The sequence below is a fragment of the Maribacter spongiicola genome (assembly GCF_052119685.1).
In the GTDB taxonomy this organism is placed as follows: domain Bacteria; phylum Bacteroidota; class Bacteroidia; order Flavobacteriales; family Flavobacteriaceae; genus Maribacter; species Maribacter spongiicola_A.
In genome coordinates, this window is the sequence record NZ_JBGQOO010000001.1 from 97,997 (window position 1) to 115,480 (window position 17,484).

General features: G+C 32.8%; 14 protein-coding genes and 1 pseudogene. 9 read left to right on the forward strand and 6 right to left on the reverse strand.

Translation table 11 applies throughout. The annotated features are described in order from the left end of the window. Nucleotides 1-25: 25 nt before the first annotated feature. Nucleotides 26-3,280 (reverse strand): PSD1 and planctomycete cytochrome C domain-containing protein, encoded by a 3,255-nt coding sequence (locus ACEN2N_RS00340; protein ID WP_441822467.1) that lies wholly within the window; start codon nucleotides 3,278-3,280, stop codon nucleotides 26-28. 235 nt (nucleotides 3,281-3,515) lie between these two features. On the opposite strand from ACEN2N_RS00340, the gene ACEN2N_RS00345 reads away from it, so the two are divergent. Then, nucleotides 3,516-4,385, forward strand: a complete 870-nt coding sequence (locus ACEN2N_RS00345; protein ID WP_441822468.1) for a helix-turn-helix domain-containing protein — start codon at nucleotides 3,516-3,518, stop codon at nucleotides 4,383-4,385. Between the two features lie 10 nt (nucleotides 4,386-4,395). Here the strand turns inward: ACEN2N_RS00345 and ACEN2N_RS00350 are convergent, their stop codons facing one another. Further along, nucleotides 4,396-5,715, reverse strand: a complete 1,320-nt coding sequence (locus ACEN2N_RS00350; RefSeq protein WP_441822469.1) for a Gfo/Idh/MocA family protein — start codon at nucleotides 5,713-5,715, stop codon at nucleotides 4,396-4,398. A 606-nt stretch (nucleotides 5,716-6,321) separates the two neighbouring features. Here ACEN2N_RS00350 and ACEN2N_RS00355 point away from each other — a divergent pair. From ACEN2N_RS00355 to ACEN2N_RS00380, 6 genes and pseudogenes are all read left to right on the forward strand, one after another. Then, a pseudogene (locus ACEN2N_RS00355) lies at nucleotides 6,322-6,477 on the forward strand (mannonate dehydratase); the annotation flags it as partial. A gap of 557 nt (nucleotides 6,478-7,034) precedes the next feature. Next, nucleotides 7,035-7,838 carry an MlaE family ABC transporter permease gene (locus tag ACEN2N_RS00360; protein ID WP_441822470.1) on the forward strand — a complete coding sequence of 268 codons (804 nt, stop codon included), beginning with the start codon at nucleotides 7,035-7,037 and terminating at the stop codon, nucleotides 7,836-7,838. A 1-nt stretch (nucleotide 7,839) separates the two neighbouring features. Beyond that, nucleotides 7,840-8,637, forward strand: a complete 798-nt coding sequence (locus tag ACEN2N_RS00365) for an ABC transporter ATP-binding protein (protein WP_441822471.1) — start codon at nucleotides 7,840-7,842, stop codon at nucleotides 8,635-8,637. 4 nt (nucleotides 8,638-8,641) lie between these two features. Then, a complete protein-coding gene (locus ACEN2N_RS00370) occupies nucleotides 8,642-9,622 on the forward strand; it encodes an MlaD family protein (RefSeq protein ID WP_441822472.1) in 981 nt (326 codons plus the stop codon). 299 nt (nucleotides 9,623-9,921) lie between these two features. Then, nucleotides 9,922-10,569 (forward strand): dienelactone hydrolase family protein, encoded by a 648-nt coding sequence (locus tag ACEN2N_RS00375; protein WP_441822473.1) that lies wholly within the window; start codon nucleotides 9,922-9,924, stop codon nucleotides 10,567-10,569. Between the two features lie 11 nt (nucleotides 10,570-10,580). Further along, nucleotides 10,581-11,222, forward strand: a complete 642-nt coding sequence (locus ACEN2N_RS00380) for a phosphoribosyltransferase (protein ID WP_441822474.1) — start codon at nucleotides 10,581-10,583, stop codon at nucleotides 11,220-11,222. Nucleotides 11,223-11,273: 51 nt separating this feature from the next. Here the strand turns inward: ACEN2N_RS00380 and ACEN2N_RS00385 are convergent, their stop codons facing one another. The 4 genes from ACEN2N_RS00385 to ACEN2N_RS00400 form a co-directional block, all read right to left on the reverse strand. Continuing rightward, the gene (locus ACEN2N_RS00385) at nucleotides 11,274-11,912 is read right to left on the reverse strand and encodes a class I SAM-dependent methyltransferase (RefSeq protein ID WP_441822475.1); all 639 of its coding nucleotides are present in this window, start codon (nucleotides 11,910-11,912) and stop codon (nucleotides 11,274-11,276) included. Nucleotides 11,913-12,092: 180 nt separating this feature from the next. Next, the gene (locus ACEN2N_RS00390) at nucleotides 12,093-12,785 is read right to left on the reverse strand and encodes a LytR/AlgR family response regulator transcription factor (protein ID WP_441822476.1); all 693 of its coding nucleotides are present in this window, start codon (nucleotides 12,783-12,785) and stop codon (nucleotides 12,093-12,095) included. A gap of 119 nt (nucleotides 12,786-12,904) precedes the next feature. Further along, nucleotides 12,905-14,077: a baeRF7 domain-containing protein gene (locus ACEN2N_RS00395; RefSeq protein WP_441822477.1), complete on the reverse strand. Its 1,173-nt coding sequence runs from the start codon at nucleotides 14,075-14,077 to the stop codon at nucleotides 12,905-12,907. A 114-nt stretch (nucleotides 14,078-14,191) separates the two neighbouring features. Continuing rightward, entirely contained in the window at nucleotides 14,192-14,578 is a 387-nt protein-coding gene (locus ACEN2N_RS00400) for a response regulator (protein WP_441822478.1), read from the reverse strand. A gap of 321 nt (nucleotides 14,579-14,899) precedes the next feature. On the opposite strand from ACEN2N_RS00400, the gene ACEN2N_RS00405 reads away from it, so the two are divergent. Further along, complete coding sequence (locus ACEN2N_RS00405; RefSeq protein WP_441822479.1) at nucleotides 14,900-15,946, forward strand: S1C family serine protease; 1,047 nt, start codon at nucleotides 14,900-14,902, stop codon at nucleotides 15,944-15,946. Between the two features lie 867 nt (nucleotides 15,947-16,813). Next, on the forward strand, nucleotides 16,814-17,479 hold the full coding sequence (locus tag ACEN2N_RS00410) for a hypothetical protein (RefSeq protein WP_441822480.1): 666 nt from the start codon (nucleotides 16,814-16,816) through the stop codon (nucleotides 17,477-17,479). The last annotated feature ends 5 nt before the right edge of the window (nucleotides 17,480-17,484 follow it).

Below are 17,484 nucleotides of genomic sequence, written 5' to 3' on the forward strand. Positions count from 1 at the left end.
GTTTTATATGTTTAAGGTTAGCCAATTACCTTTTTGTGATGGTGGCATCTGCATTCATAATAGTACTTGCCACTACTGCATTTGCAGCAATAAGGGCTCTGTCATCAGCTTCGCTTAATTTGAAAGCACCTGTATTTATCCAGCCCTTTGTTTTATCAATGTTCTTCTGAAATTTCGAATACTCTTCTTTCTGCAGGTTTAACAATAATGATAATTCTTGTTGATTAGGTTCTCTACCCGTCAGTTTTATAAATGCGGAACGAATACCCGTCTCAATAGAAGTAGCTTCAGAAATGTGTTTGCCCAGTACTCTCGATGCCTCTATATACGTTGGGTCATTCAAAATTATCAGCGCCTGTAGCGGTGTGTTGGTTTTCTGTCGTCGAGAAGAACATAAATCTCTTGTAGGTGCATCAAATGTTGCTATAGTTGGGTTTGGAACCGTTCTTTTCCAAATAGTATACATACTTCTTCTATAAAGCCCTTCTTCACTATCTTGAACATAGGTGTCGCCGTTCACTTCCCATAATCCCTCGAGTTGATAAGGTTTTACGCTCTCCCCTCCAATTTTTTCATTTAATAACCCTGATGCATATAGCGCGTTATCTCGAAGCATCTCACCTGATAGTCGTGTGGAAGGTCCGCGAGACAACCACTTATTTTCCCCATCGACTGCAAGAAGTTCTTCGCTTATAACCGAACTCTGTTGGTATGTTCTTGACATCATTATGGTTTTTAATAATAGCTTGACATCCCAACCGGAATCTACAAAACGAATAGCCAACCAATCTAATAGCTTAGGGTGAGTAGGTAAATCGCCTTGATTACCAAAATCTTCTGAACTTAATACCAACCCTCTACCAAATAAATTTTGCCAGTACCTGTTCACCGTCACTCTAGCCGTCAACGGATTTTTCTCATCTGTTATCCATTTAGCCAACCCTAGCCTGTTTTTTGGCCATTCTTTTTTCCATGGTAAAATATCTTCAGGCAAATTAGGAAAAACCGAATCGGTAGGTGAATCGTAATTTCCTCTATCTAAAATATAAGCTTGACGAGGCGTTTTACGCTCTTTCATTACCATTATTTGTTTGACTTTTTCTATGCTATCTACTAAAGCTCTTCTTTTAAGCTCTACCTCTTTGAGAACAGTTGCATATGCCTTAGATTTTGTATTTAAAAAGTATGCTGATAATTGTTGTTTTTCAGATGCGCTTAAGTTTGAAAATTGCTTTTGTTGCAGCTCTTTTAACTTATCAGAATTCTTTATTTGTAGCACCTCAATAGCTGAAATTTCTCTATCAAACACCAATAAATTATCTACTACAGCCCCTCTAATACCCTTATCTCGCCAAATAGCCCCTACTCTCAAGCCTGGTTCTAATTTTGGACTCTCTGCACCATATAATTGTAAGCCATTGAATACAATATCTTTATAAAGATTATCGAACGTTGTTTTGGTTTTCAGTTTTTCGCCGTCTTGATAAATTGAAATTCCTTCCGCTTTACTAGAACCATCGTAAGTCATCGTCAACTGAACGCATTTCTCTTTAGGCACATCATTTAAAGACTCAATAACTATCGCATTGTCTGGATACACATGCGCTAACAATGCTTCTATTTTATTCTCTTTTATTTTTAGATGATACCCTCTAAACGAGTGTAGTTCAGAGCTATTCATTTTATGGAATATTACCCCGTCGTCTAAGTCGGTCGGTATAAATACTTCAATAGAAATACTGAACGGTTCATTTCTTTTATAAATTCCAATTTTATCCAAATCTAGCCACGTATCACCATCCATCGCCAAGCCCATACCCGAAGCACCTTGCTTATAGGTTGCTTTTTCGTTCTGCACAAACTCTTGACGCATTTGAATTTTATTGCGACCATTACCACCTACGGTATTAATAAGTTTTTGTTCATCAAAATTGAATGCAGCGATCAGTCCTTTGGGTTTAGCATTCACCGGAATATTTTTATGGTCGTTACTAGCCAACCATGCCTCTGCTTTCTGAACTTCGGTTGTTTCTGTTTCCGCTAGTCTTTTCTCAGTGGTTTTTACAATTTCATCTAAATATGCCAAAACACCTTCTTGCTCTTTAGTTGGTAATAGCATCGCCGGTACGGGTGTAGCCAAATCCCAAGGAATCAATCCTGTTTCGTCTATATTATTGAAAAAGCTATACATCTCGTAATAGTTTTTCTGAGAGATAGGGTCGTATTTATGATCATGGCATTTTGCGCAGGCATAAGATAAGCCTAAGATACCTTGACTTACGGTTGCTGTTCTATCGGCAACATATTCTGATCTAAATTCTTCATCTATAATACCACCCTCTAAATTCTGAGGATGTAAGCGATTAAATGTTGTTGCTAATTTTTGCTCTCTAGTTGGATTTTCAAATAAATCGCCAGCCAATTGCCAAGTCAAAAATTCATCATAGGGCATATTTTCATTAAAAGATTTTATGACCCAATCTCTCCACGGCGATGTATCTCTGTACTTATCATTACTATAACCATGCGTATCGGCATAACGAGAAACATCCATCCAATCTAAAGTCATCTGCTCCCCAAAGTGCGATGAGGCCAAGAGCCTATCTATCTGTTTCTCGAAGGCGTTGGGTGAAGTATCTTTTAAAAATGTATTAATTTCTTCAGGTGTAGGCGGCAAACCAATTAAATCAAAAGAAGCCCTACGTAATAATACCTCTTTGTCAGCTTTTTTAGAAGCCGATAGATTCACCTTTTTTAGTTTTTCTAAAACGAAATTATCAATTTCATTTCCGATCAAATCATGATTATCTACTTTTGGAATTTTATTTTCTTCAGGTTTCAAAAAGGCCCAATGATCTTTATATTCCGCGCCATCTTCTATCCATTTAATTAAAACTGCTTTTTCATATTCTGTAAGCGTTAAATGCGAACTTGGTGCCGGCATGATTAAATCTGGATCATCTGTCATAATACGCTTAAAGAATTCACTTTTCTTCAAATTTCCGGGAGTTATTGCAAATTTGCCAGGGCTTTCGCTTAACTCACCATAAGCAAATGATGCTTCATGAAGTTGTAGACCTCCTTTTATATTTCCTTTATCCGGTCCGTGACATAAATAACACTTATCCGATAAAATAGGCTTAACATGTTGATTAAAATCAACATTATCAGGTAGTTTTTCATACGCTATCTCTACTAATTCAGGTAATTCTGGCCCACCACAGGCTGATAATACTATGTTTAAAATGCCGAAAATTATATGTTTGCTGATTTTTGTCATAAAAAATTGTAAAATAAATTTCCTCTCAAAAATATGTTTTCAATAACCTAAAGCTTATCACAAATCAGTTTGTAAAATGTACATTTCCGATATGTTCAGGTTATGTCAAGTTAATTTTTGAGGTAAAATCTCTATTTTTAATGTCTGAAACCCAGCTTTTGTAAAAAGTGAAAATTTAAATAATACGATAATCAGCCATAAAGAGTCTAATTAGTAAATAAATTACCAGCCAATTATGATAGAGATTCTGCAGTCTTTACGTTTAACATTATTAAATATTGGCTATGCCAAACTAAATAGTTCGTGGGATTTTGATAATGTAGTTAGCCCTTTTACACGTATGTATTACATTACAACTGGAAGTGCTAAACTATACCATAACAAACGAATGTTTACTTTAAAACCTGGATATATGTACATAGTACCTAGCTATTGCTATGCCAGGTATTCTTGTGATCATTATCACGAACAATTTTACATTAGTTTTTTAGAAGAGGTTAGTAATGGAATATCTATTTATAGCTTAAAAGAATTTATATATGAAATTGAGGCCGATGAGAGAGATAGAGGTTATTTTGAACAGTTGCTTGCCATAAACACAAATAGGGGTATTAAAAATAGTGACCCCAAGACTTATGATAACAAACCTACTTTGCAAGATTTTATTAAGCAGAACGAAACGTTGACCACAAAAAGCTTTCTAGAAACACAAGGCTTGCTTACGATCCTATTTTCAAAATTTATTACAAATTATAAATTGAAAAGCGATATCAATGCAGCCGATTATAAGATGCAAAAGATTATAAACTATATCAATAATAATTTACATCAATCGATAACAGTGGTCGAATTGGCTACAATGTGCAATTATAGTCCTGATCATTTTTCAAAACTATTCAACCAATTATATGGATCCGGACCTAATAAATTTATTCAAGAAAAGCGAATAGAACGGTCTCAATTGCTTCTTCTTACTACCAATGATCCATTACAAGAAATTGCCGAAAAAGTGGGCTTAGACAATATTTCTTACTTCTCTAGACTATTTAAAAAACTTACAGGTAAAACACCTGCCTATTTTAGAAAAGAGCAGGTGAATATCTAAAGAAATCGTTTTAAAACTTGCGTGCTTTTCTACCACGCATTTTATTGGCTTCAGCATCTTTTAAGAACTTCTCTTTTGTTGGATTCCATTCTAACGGTCTACCTAAATTATAGGCGATATTGGCAATGTTACATACAGTGGCAGATCTATGCCCAGTTTCAACATCACATATAGGTTGTGTTCTAGTCTTCATAGCATCTAACCAATCTTTTAGATGATTACCCTCAGTATTGTATAGTTTTACTTTGGCATTTGATAAATCTGTAGTTAAAATATTTTCTGGAGTAGTTTCTAAATACGACCTACTAACATCCATAGTACCTTCAGAACCAATAAAACGCACACCCCATCCTCTACCAAAATCTTCATGTATCATTTCTATTCCGTTTTCATAGTACATTTTCAATCCGCGTACTGCATTTTTATCAGTTGGCGGAACGTATTTTACAGGTCCTGATCGATCCATATCTAAAGCCCATTGAACAATATCGAACATATGCGCACCCCAATCACAAAGAATACCACCGCCAACTTCTTCAAAAAGTCGCCAATCTGGCCAAAAATCAACATCGTTACGTGAAGGTGCCAAACGATGATTATAAGCCAATAAAGGAGCCGGACCGCACCAATTGTTCCAGTTAACTTCAGAAGGCAATGTTTCTGCCTTTAAATAATATGGAATTGCTGGGTCACCAACATTTACAAGTACCTGTTTGATATCGCCCAAATAACCATTACGAATTAGTTCACATGCTTTTCTAAAAGAACTCCATGATCTTTGCATACTGCCCGTCTGCAAAATTTGACCTGTCTTTTTGGTGGTCTTAACAAGTGCAATACCTTCTTCAATATTATGCGTTAGAGGCTTTTCACAATACACATCTTTACCTGCTTTCATAGCATCGATTGCCTGTATGGCATGCCAATGATCAGGCGTTGCGATGACCACGCCATCAATATCACTGCGCTCTAAAAGCTCTTTATAATTTAAATATGTTTTTACAGAGTTATAGTTTTTTTGATTTCGTTTTTCAGCGTAAGTACTTTCTACATGACCTTTAAACCAGTCATTTTTAGTAGACCAAACATCGCTGGCAGCAATAATTTGAGCACTGGTATTGCCTATAAAATTCTTAGCCAACCCATTACATTGTTTACCTAAGCCAATAAAACCTAAATTAATTCGATCGCTAGGTGCAGTAAAGCCTCTGCCGAAAACATGCCTTGGCAGAATGGTAATTGCCCCAGCAGCCAGGGTTGTTTTAGTCAAAAAACCTCTTCGAGATAGGGACTGTTTCGAAATTTTATTAGATTTTTTAGCGTTCTTCATTTTATATAAGTTTAGTAAATTATGTTTGAATTAAGCTCTATTGAAAAGCGTAAAATTTGTTGTAATTAAAACTAGATATTTCATAACCGTACAGGTAATAGATATGAGTAAAAAGATGCCATGTATGTTTTTTCTTTTAGAAAATGCAGAACCTTTTTGAATAAAATGTTGATATCGGACGATTTATAACTTTGAAAATTTTATTCATAAATTATACAACTAGATAAATATCGTGAGCTCATATCGTAGAAATTTTATACCGAGATTAAACGTTTTGCTTATATTTTGATGCTATAAAGTAAAAGCTTCCCTAATTGAAAAATTACTATTCACCTAGTGTGAACAAATTATGATATTATTGTTTTTCGAACAGATGATTCTTTATAATTTATAAAACTATTAGTCATATATATTTATAAATAGACATAAAATTGTGACCCAAATTTTATGAATTTGGTTGAGGAGTTATATAGTTCAATTCAATATTTCAGAAAATTACATACTGAAACAAACATGGTGTTGATACAGTACGAATTGCCCCGTAACATTTGAGATATTGGATGAGCAAGCGCAACTTGGCTTGGCAAGCACTTTACACCAAATGACAATATATGGCCTGTAGAAGAAATTATTGAGCGTAAAGATTTAATTGAACCCAATCGCTTAATTTGGCCGATTGTAAAAAATGTTCTCATTCAAGAGTCAATTAAAATCTTAAAAAGCAATTATAAACTTTATTGTTATAACTACAAACAAGAATAGAATTAGATAATACGTTTGCGCTAGTCGCTTTTTTATTATCACTGGAATCCTTATAATTTTGGAACTAACCTTCTATCTTATATAAAAAATAAGCAAAAAAATGTTTTGAGTATGTACCTTAAATTTTTAATAAATTTATAGTGATGATTGGGTTAGCTATAGTTTCTTAATTATATAGGGTAAAGTAGATAAACCAAGGATATTGCAATCTAAGCTTTAACCTACTTTTATTCTGTATATTTGAAAAAAGAGATGATTATATCAGCTATTTTTAAAATGTTGTAAGTAACAAATCGACAACAGAAAAAATAAAATTTCGCAGAACCCTCTGTATTAAGGTATTTTCAACAATAGGTTTGAATACAGTCGAGGTCACAAAAATCCAAACCCTGCAAATTTTAAAATTTGCAGGGTTTTTTGATTTTAAATTCGTCTTAAGAATTAAAAAGTTTTGTCATAACTACACTTTAGGTCTAATTTCTTTAACATAACAATTCTTAAATATCTGCCATGATATTAGTCATTTTAAGAACTACAGTTTTCTTTTACTTTTGGGTATGGCAGAGAGTATACCCTCAGTATTTGAAATATCTAAAATACTTGAGCGAATAAAACAGTTTTTTATACAAATTGGAGAACTGTCTTTTTTCGCACGTCGTTTTTTTAAAGAACTTTTCTCTGTGCCTTTCGAATTTAAAGAGTTATTGCGCCAATGTTATCAAATGGGTAACCGATCTTTAATGCTAGTAGGTATGACCGGTTTCATTATAGGTTTGGTACTTACATTACAGTCTAGACCTACAATGATTCAGTTTGGCGCAGTATCAATGATGCCGAATATGGTAGGTATTTCTATAGTAAGGGAAATAGGTCCTGTTATAACCGCTCTAATTTGCGCTGGTAGAATTGCATCGGGTATAGGTGCCGAATTAGGTTCCATGAGGGTTACAGAACAGATAGATGCAATGGAAGTATCAGGCACCAACCCTTTTAAGTATTTAGTAGTAACACGTATTCTAGCTACAACATTAATGATTCCGATATTAGTAATATTTGGAGATCTAATCGCATTATTAGGTTCGGCGCTTGTAGAGAATCTTAAAGGTCAAGTTTCTTTTCAACTCTATTTTAATACCGTTTTTGATGCACTCAGCTTTGGAGATTTAATACCTGCGACCGTTAAATCATTCTTTTTTGGTTTTGTCATTGGTCTGGTTGGTTGTTTTAAGGGCTATCATTGTAAAAAAGGAACAGTAGGCGTCGGTATAGCTGCAAACACGGCCGTAGTCATGGCATCTTTATTATTATTTATAGTTGATTTTATTGCAGTATTTGTTTCAGATATTTTCTATGAATTATGATATGAATAAGGATACACAAAAAATAAAAGAAAATGAACTCCATAAATTGATAGACCATTTCGAAAGAAACGCAGTCATTCGCATAAATAACGTTACCAAAAGTTTTGGTGACAACCATGTTTTAAATGGATTCAACTTAGTGCTTTACGAAGGTGAAAATCTAGTTGTTATGGGGAAATCGGGTTCTGGAAAATCGGTTATGATTAAATGTCTAGTAGGATTAATGGCTCCCGACAGCGGCTATATAGAAGTAATGGGCAAAGAAATATCGACATTAGATCGACAAACCTTAGATGAATTACGCTCAGATATTGGTTTTCTTTTTCAGGGCAGTGCCTTGTATGATTCTATGACCGTTCGTGAGAATTTAGAATTCCCAATGCGACGGCACAGAGACAAATTGGGTAATGTAAAAGATACCACTCCCCTAGTGTTAGAAGCCTTGGAAAATGTTGGTTTAGCACATACCATGAATTTAATGCCAGATGAACTTTCTGGTGGTATGAAAAGACGTGTAGCACTAGCACGAACACTAATACTGAAACCAAAGATTATTCTTTATGACGAGCCTACCAGCGGTTTAGATCCAATAACGGCAAAAGAAATAATTGAGCTAATGAGAAGTATTCAAAAAAAGTACGGTACAAGTTCCTTAATTATTACTCATGATGTGGACTGTGCAAGAGTAATTTCTGAACGAATGGTTCTTTTAGTAGATGGAATTAACTATGCCGAAGGTACCTATTCAGAATTATCGGCATCGACAGACCCAAAAGTAGAAGCATTCTTTAAAAAATAAAATTATGGCAAAAACAAAATTAGAAAATTTGAGGTTGGGTATTTTTGTTGTTTTAGGTACTATACTTCTTCTATTTGCAGCATACCTTATTGGAAATCGACAGAATATGTTCAGTAAAACATTTGAAATTACAGCTGTATTTAAAAATGCTACCGGACTACAAAATGGAAATAACGTTCGATTTTCAGGTATTAATGTTGGCACTGTAAATGGCATAAATATGATCAACGATACTACCATACAAGTTCGTATGGTAATACAAGATAATATGCGTCAACATATCAAAAAAAATGCCATTGCAAGTATTGGTACAAATGGATTGGTTGGCAGCATGTTAATCAATATTATTCCTGGTTTAGGTACTTCTTCCTTAATAAGTCCAGGAGATGAACTATTATCTTCAAACAAAATAGGCACACAAGATATGATGAGTACTTTGAGTATTACCAATGAAAATGCCGCTTTACTGACTGCCGATTTATTGAAAATCTCAAAAACCTTAACAAATGGGCAAGGAACTTTAGGCAGGTTACTCAATGATACTTTAATGGCCAACGACTTGCATAAAACACTGGTCAATTTAAAAAATACAAGCCATAAAGCAAATTCAACTATTACTCATTTAAACGACATAGTTGGGCAACTAAATTTTAAGGAAAGTGTTGCTGACATATTATTCAACGATACCATTTCTGGCGAAAAAATAAAAAACGTAATTCAAAACCTAGAGACAACCTCTTCTGAAATTGATGAAATGTCTAAGAACTTAAACCTCATCATTTCTGAAATCAATCATGGACAAGGCGCTATTTCTTATCTGGCAAAAGATTCTTTGTTTGTAAACCAGCTTGAAAAAAGCATGGAAAATATAGAACAGGGTACAGAAAGATTTAACGAAAACATGGAAGCACTAAAGCATAATTTTTTAACCAGAGGATACTTTAGAAAATTAGAGAAACAAGAAAAAAAATTAAACAATCTATAAACAGAAGGCTTGTATTAAACGTGCATTAATTTTTAAGATATTTAAATGTCAACAAAAAGTAATGAAAATTTAAGTCCCGCTTTCAATGCACAGTATGCTTTGCTTATCTCAACTCATTGCTTTTGAGATAAACTGAATATAAATTATTCGATATAATTTCTAGGTACTTAAAAATTAAAATTATCGAATAACCTATTTGACCCTGTAAATTAACCTACCAAAAACTGTATAAATGACTTGGGTCATTTATATAATTCAGTCCTTCCATTACATTTAAATCTTTGTGAAAAATTTACAAAATGAATAATGATTATAAACGTAAAGTCATCAATATACAGATAGACGGAGTTATACTAAAAGGAAACTTAGTTATACCTAAAAATTCTATTGGCTTGGTCATTTTTTCTCATGGTAGCGGAAGTAGCCGTCTAAGTCCACGCAACAACTTTGTTGCTGAAGTTTTACAAAAAAATGACTTGGCCACCTTACTTTTTGATCTATTGACAGAAGATGAAGATAGTGTTTACAAAAATAGATTTGATATAGATTTACTGACCCTACGCCTTATTGACGTAACGCAATGGGTTCAACAACAAAAAGAAACAAAAAATTTATCACTTGGATATTTTGGTGCAAGTACAGGTGCTGCCTCGGCATTAAGGGCCGCTGCATTTTACGAAAAAACAATTAAAGCGGTAGTTTCAAGAGGGGGGCGACCAGACCTTGCTTTAAACGACATTAATAAGATAACAGCTGCCACATTATTAATAGTTGGCGGCAATGATGAAGTTGTTATTGAGCTTAATGAAAAAGCTTATCAGAAATTACAATGTCAAAGAAAACTAGAAATAATACCCAATGCAAGTCACTTATTCGAAGAACCAGGCAAATTAAATGAAGTGGCACAAATATCGGCTAATTGGTTTGCTACATATCTAAAAAGTTAAAAATCAAAACAATGTTTGAAGATAGAAATGATGCAGGCAGTCAACTAGCTATACTATTAGCAAAATACAAAGACGAAGAAGTAATAGTCTTGGCAATACCAAGAGGCGGACTACCAATTGGAGCATCTGTAGCAAAGTTTCTAAATGCGCCATTAGATGTAGTATTAACAAAAAAAATAGGGCATCCAAATAATAAGGAATACGCGATCGGAGCAGTTAGCCTTGAAAATATAATACTATCAAACTCAATGGTTTTTGATAAAAATTATATTGATAGAGAGACAGAGCGTATTCGTAAATCACTAAAAGAACGGTACAAACAATATTATAAAAATCGCGCTCCTTTAAATTTACAAAAAAAGACAGTAATAATTGTTGATGATGGTATTGCCACTGGTAATACCCTATTGGCAACAATAGCTTTGGTACACAAACAAAAACCTTCTAAAATTATAATAGCAATACCCGTTGCACCACCATCTGCAATCTACAAAATAAGTAATTTAGAACATGTAGAAGAAGTCATTTGTATTTTACAACCAGACAATTTTAGGGCCGTAGGGCAATTTTATAAAAACTTTGAAGAGGTAACCGACCAAAAAGCCATTCAGATATTAGATTATTTCAATTCTAAAAATGTTTCAGAGATGTAATTAAATATTTCCAATCAAATAATTTAATCTTCTCAATTGTTATACTATTTGCTATTTTTTAGTGGCTTTTACAACTATAAAAGATCCTTCTCCAAAACCTTCTTTAGACATTTGAACCTCTTTTATGTCATCTAAGTTACCAAATAGTGTTTGGTTGAATTCCAAACTTTTAAAGCCTGCTTCTTTCAAAAGAACCTCTATTCTACTAACAGTATAAAAATTTGCATTTGCAAAAAAAGTACTTCTATGACGTCTTTCTAGATATTGTTGAGCTACACTTCTTTCTCTATCCAAAAAACCGATTACTATTGCTCCTGCAGGTTTAAGAACCCTATATGCTTCGGCAAATGCGTGTTTTATGTTATCTAAATGACAAACTGTAACAAAGAGAACAAAATCGAATTTTAAATCTCCAAAAGGTAACTGTTCGGCATAACCGTGTAAAACCGAAACCCCTCTTTTAATAGCCAATGCAGCCATTTCTTTTGATGGCTCTACTCCTTCTTTTATACCTAAAAGTTCTGAAAATCTACCTGTTCCCAAACCCACTTCAATACCTTTAAGGTTCTCTGGTAGTTTCTGTAACTGTTCTTTTATCGCCAAAAGTTCTGATTCAAATACCTGAGGGTAATCTTTGTACCATTGCTCATATGCTTCAACATTCTGATTAAAGATTTCTGTATTCATCATAACTTATTTTTAGTGATTACTTAAAAGTCGAAAGAATTAAAGAGCCGTAAAATGACCTGAATCACAATAAATATTTTTCATCAAAAATTCGAACCAATAGATAAACCAATTCAAAACAAATTTTATCAAACCTGCTTCTTTTAATTATCTAATACGATATCATAAAAGATAAATTTGTTTTCAGCTGAACATTAATTTATTTTCAAGCAACTCCTTTTTACTCCTGCTCAAAGGCAACGAGTTTCCATTTATTTCAACATTACGACCATTAAACTGATCAACATTTCTAAGATTTACTATATATGATTTATGAATTCTTAAAAATTTGTCGTCAGGTAGCATTTTTTCAAATCGCTTCATAGTAAATTGAACAACAAAATTTTGCTTATCGGTTACAATTTTTACATAATCACCTATTGCCTTCACCCATATAATATCACGTAATAAAACTTTTACTTTTTTGAAATTACTTTTCAATAATACAAACTCGCCTTCGCTATTTTTCGGATATATCAAGTTATGTTGTTTTAAGACCTTTCTGACCGCAATATTAAAACTGATTGATGTTATAGGTTTCAGCAAATAATAAGAAATATTATATTCAAATGCTTTAACCGCATAATCAGCATTATTTGACGTCATAATTGTTGCCGGAGGATCTTCTATTGATTCCAAAAAATCAAATCCAGAAATCAATGGCATATCTACATTTAAAAACATTAAATCAATATTAGAATTCTTTATATGTCGGTTAGCTTCTAACGCGTTGTTATACACACCAGATAATTCTAAATTAGGATGGCAGTTAACCATTTTTTCCATTATCTTTTGCTGTATAATCGAATTCTCCAATATAATACACTTTAGTTTCATGTCTTTTTTTTAGTTTCTTAAAAGATTCGATCAATCAAAAAAAAATTTCACTGATCTAAATAATCTCAATGTCACCAAATATTCTCTTAGTAAATATTTGACAGTTCTAAGTTGAAAGGTCAATACCTAAATATTGCATTTAGATTACTATTTTTCATTGGCATATGTTCAGCATGTAAAAGAAATACCTTACCACCACGCTTATAACATTCTAAAGCAGCTAAATTGGTTAAAGAAGTATTACTTATATCTTTTGATTTCTCAACAGTTACTCTATTCGTTTTTAAATTGAACGTACCAAAAACATCAGATTCATTTTCAACGAATAGAACCTCTACAGTACCTTGAAAAGTTGCTCTAAGTATTTCTCCTATTTCATATGAGGTTTTTTGCGAATAACTTAAATCTTTGAATTTTTGTATCATTTCAGATTCTAAAATTTTAAAATAGGGTTCAATTAACTCCCAAGAATCTTGATGTAATGAAGTCTTTACTTTAAATTCTGGATCACCACCCAAATGCCCATCATAAACATTTTTATAGGTACTTGTCTCTTTATAAATACTATACAAATAGTCTGTACAGGCTAATAATAAAGGTGCATTTTGGTTTTCAATGGCCTTCTTAAGCCCCTTATCTAAAGCCCTAAAAAATTTCACCATCTCATTTTTATCATCATCCTTTCCTTCTCCATGACCATGAAACACCCCTGCGCTACTCAAATTATTTGCATTTCTAAATTGTAAAACTTTTGGTCTATAATCAAACCCAACAGCTTCTTCTAAACGCTTTGGCGCAAAATCTTCAACAAATAGATCCTTAAATTGATATCGTGATGCTTTGTAGAGTTTAACATAGTCTCTACTAATTTCAAGTAGGTAATACGTACCATCATTAGTATAAATTGGAAATAGCGGTTTTAGATAAAAATGATTTGCTACATATGTTTGCGTTTCAAATGAAATTGGTACTTTAAAATACTGCAATCCTGTTTCAGGATCTAAGAAAATTGCTAGTCCGTCAGATGGATTTCTCCATAAATCTACTCTATCTAATAATTGAGTAATTGGTTCAAGATAATCTTCTACCCCTTTTTGATTTAACTGATACTTCAACAGTACCGTGCCAACTTCTTTTAAACAGTTTTTCAATTTAGCTTGGGCCAAATGAAGATTTTGTTGCATCCCCTTTTTATCCATTGAAAGATATATGGAAACACAATGAAGGGCCTTTTTTGCCATTAAAGATTCAAATGTAGATTTTGGCAATGGTAGTTTTTCAGCAGTATACATGTTCTATCTATTTTCTACCAAATTACCTAATACGATAAAGCAGCTAAATGATTTGAATCAGGTATAAAGAAATTCTGATTAAATCTAAAAAATAGGATAGATAAAAAATCTTATTTATTGTAATGAAGAACGCTTTCCTTTATTAATACACTTCTCAATAATGGTCAACAAATCTTCCAACTCAAAAGGCTTTACCAAATAGCCGTCTGCTCCGGCATCTATACCAGTTTTAATTTCTAATTTTTCAGATTTAGCACTAAAAAAAACAAATGGAATTCTTTTTAAATGTGGATAATGACCAAGATGACTTAATACAGTAAATCCATCCATTTCGGGCATACGAAGGTCACATAAGATTAAATCTGGAACATTAGATATAATCTTTTCTAAACCAATTTTTCCGTTGGATGCTGTTAACGTAACATACCCTTCGAGTTCCAAAAGTTCAGAAGTATTTTCCCGTATATCATTATCATCTTCAATTATAAGAATACTGATCATAGCACAACCTATTAAGTTCAAGCTTATGGGGATATAAAAAGATACAAAAAAACTACATATTAGGTAGGAATAATACCATTAATTAATTGAAACCTGTTAAATACTATTTATTTCATTGAATAGTAGTCGATTATAAATTGCGAAAAAGGATATCGCCAGCAACTGAGTGACTTAAATCATTTCTTACTAAAATCGCTAATCTTAGATTACTGCTAATTTCCTTTAAACTTCAACTTGAGTATCATGAACATCTAAAATTAGAGCTGTTCTTTAAGTTCTTAAGACTAAGGATATCAAATTTTTTAATTACAACATCTAGCAATGAAAATAATTCTAATTATACTTTTCATACTCTGTACCGAACAAATAACTTCTCAAAACATAAGCAAATTGTATGAAGAAGCCAATGCATCTGTTGTTCTCATTAAAACATGGCAACCAGAAATATATAGCCAAGGTAATTTTAAAACATTGCTGACCTTAGAAGGTCTTGGATCAGGCTTTGTCATCTCAAATGACGGTGATATAATGACTGCTGCACATATTGTACAAAATGCTGCTATTATTAAAGTGGTTTTTTCAGATGGTGAAGAAGTACCTGCCAAAGTTCTATATTCATATCCTACTGCCGATGTTGCATTAATTAGATTGACAGAATTAAAAAAAACTCCACTATCAGTTGTTACTTTGGCAGATTCGGATAAAGTTAAAATAGGGGACCAAGTCTTCGTTATTGGTGCACCATTTGGTCTAGGGCATTCTTTATCAGTGGGTTATGTAAGTGGTAAGTATTCTCCCGAAAAAGTATCTAGCGGGTTCATTAAAACCGATTTCTTACAAACCGACGCCGCGGTAAACGAGGGTAGTTCTGGCGGACCATTATTTAATATGAACGGAGAGGTAATCGGTATTGCCAGCTTTATTATAAGTCATTCTAAAGGTTTTCAGGGCATATCTTTTGCCGCAACTTCCAACATAGCAAAAGAACTACTATGTGATGAAAGACCTCTTTGGACAGGAATTGAGGCTTATTTCATTACCGGGTCATTAGCAGAAATATTTAATTTACCGCAAATTGCCGGTGTTATGGTACAAAAAGTAGCTCCGCAATCATTAGGAGCCAACCTAGGCTTACAAGAATCGTATTATTACCTACAGATTGATGGTGATAATTTAGCTGTCGGTGGCGATGTTTTACTATCTTTTAATGACGTACCATTAACAAATGAGAAAAATATGACCAAAGCCTGGTCTATTATACATAACCTACAATATGGTGACACCCTGAAAGCTAAAATCTTAAGAAAAGGAAAAATCATGAATTTAGCATTTATAATTCCGAAAACTGAAAAATTTTCACCAAACTGATCTAGGTCATTTTAAAAAGGTAATTGTCGTATTATTTTAGCACTATAATTATTCAATCAATTATAATAAGTTCTTTGAAATTAATAATCATTTGAATCTTTCTCGGGGGAACCAAGGTTCAATTTATAAAGAAGAAGGTACTACAAATTCAAAAGACCATTTGATCTTTAAATGTGTTTAGAAATAATCATAAAAAAGGATCAGTGTAAGTGTAATTTGAAAAAAATACCGACTTCTTAGAAACCAAGTCATTGCGATGACTTGGTTTCTTATAAAATTATAAGGCATTGATTTGAATTATCGTAAGATAGTACAGATCATAGTAGAGAAAAAGATGCTGTCGTAATCTACATTAATTTTTGAATCAATTTAGCAATAGGTTAATTTAAAGATTGATAAAAGGCTATAACAAATTCTATTCTTTATGAAGAACAGGAAGTTTAGGCTTCCTGTTTTTTCTTTAAAATTTAATAAAAGAAAGACTTCTAAGCAGTAATGCCTTAGCAGTCATATAATGGTATTGTAAATAATTCTTTTACTAGAATAAACAAGCTAATATGTAGTTGATACATTATTACTTGATCTGCGTTCAAAATTTATAGAATTGCAATATCTAATAAAGGACCGGATATTATGGCATTCCGGTCCTTTTTAAAAAACATATTAAGAAAAGGTATTATTATCGAAAGGTAATAAATACCGGAAAGTGTTCGAATTGTTAATTGTCGAAATCGCCCCTATATTATTTTAGCAATAAGATAACTTAAGGATAGATGTAACACAAAGAATAAAACGAACACTTCAAAGGAAACAGGAGACCTAAGGTCTCCTGTTTCTATTTTAGAATCAAATATAAATACCTGCTCAATGAAGACTAAGCCAGTATTGGAAACGTATGGGCTTCTTCTATTATTTTTATCATTATTAGGTATTGTATTCTTTATTATTTTCTATGTTATCGCTGCCAAACAATACCCTGGAGGATCTTGGTTAGAACCAGATATAAATGGTTTTAGTTTTTGGCACAATTATCTTTGCGATCTTTTAGATTTCAATGCCATTAACGGCAAGCCTAACAAAGCTAGGTTAGATGCAATTGCAGCATTATGCTTACTATGTACAAGTATATTATTTATTTGGTCTTTACTACCTAAATTATTCAAAACAAAAAATAACATCCAAAAATTGATGGGTGGATCTGGATATCTATCTTTATTTTCAATTTTATTTTTAGTGCTTGACTACCATGATATAGTTGTTCGCATAGCAGGTATATTTGGACTTGTTGCTTTTATCACTTGTTGTATAGAATTGTATAAAACAAGCTATATAAAACTATGTATACTAGGTATAGTTTGCATTTTTATCTTTCTTGCCAATTATTATATTTATGAAACTGGTATAATTATATATATACTACCTGTTGTACAAAAAATCACCTTTTCGCTATTTATTATATGGTTCATTGCCCTAGATTTAGCTTTGTACAGGGTGCTAAGGCAAACCGATGATATACAAAGTAAAAAAATATAAAATTA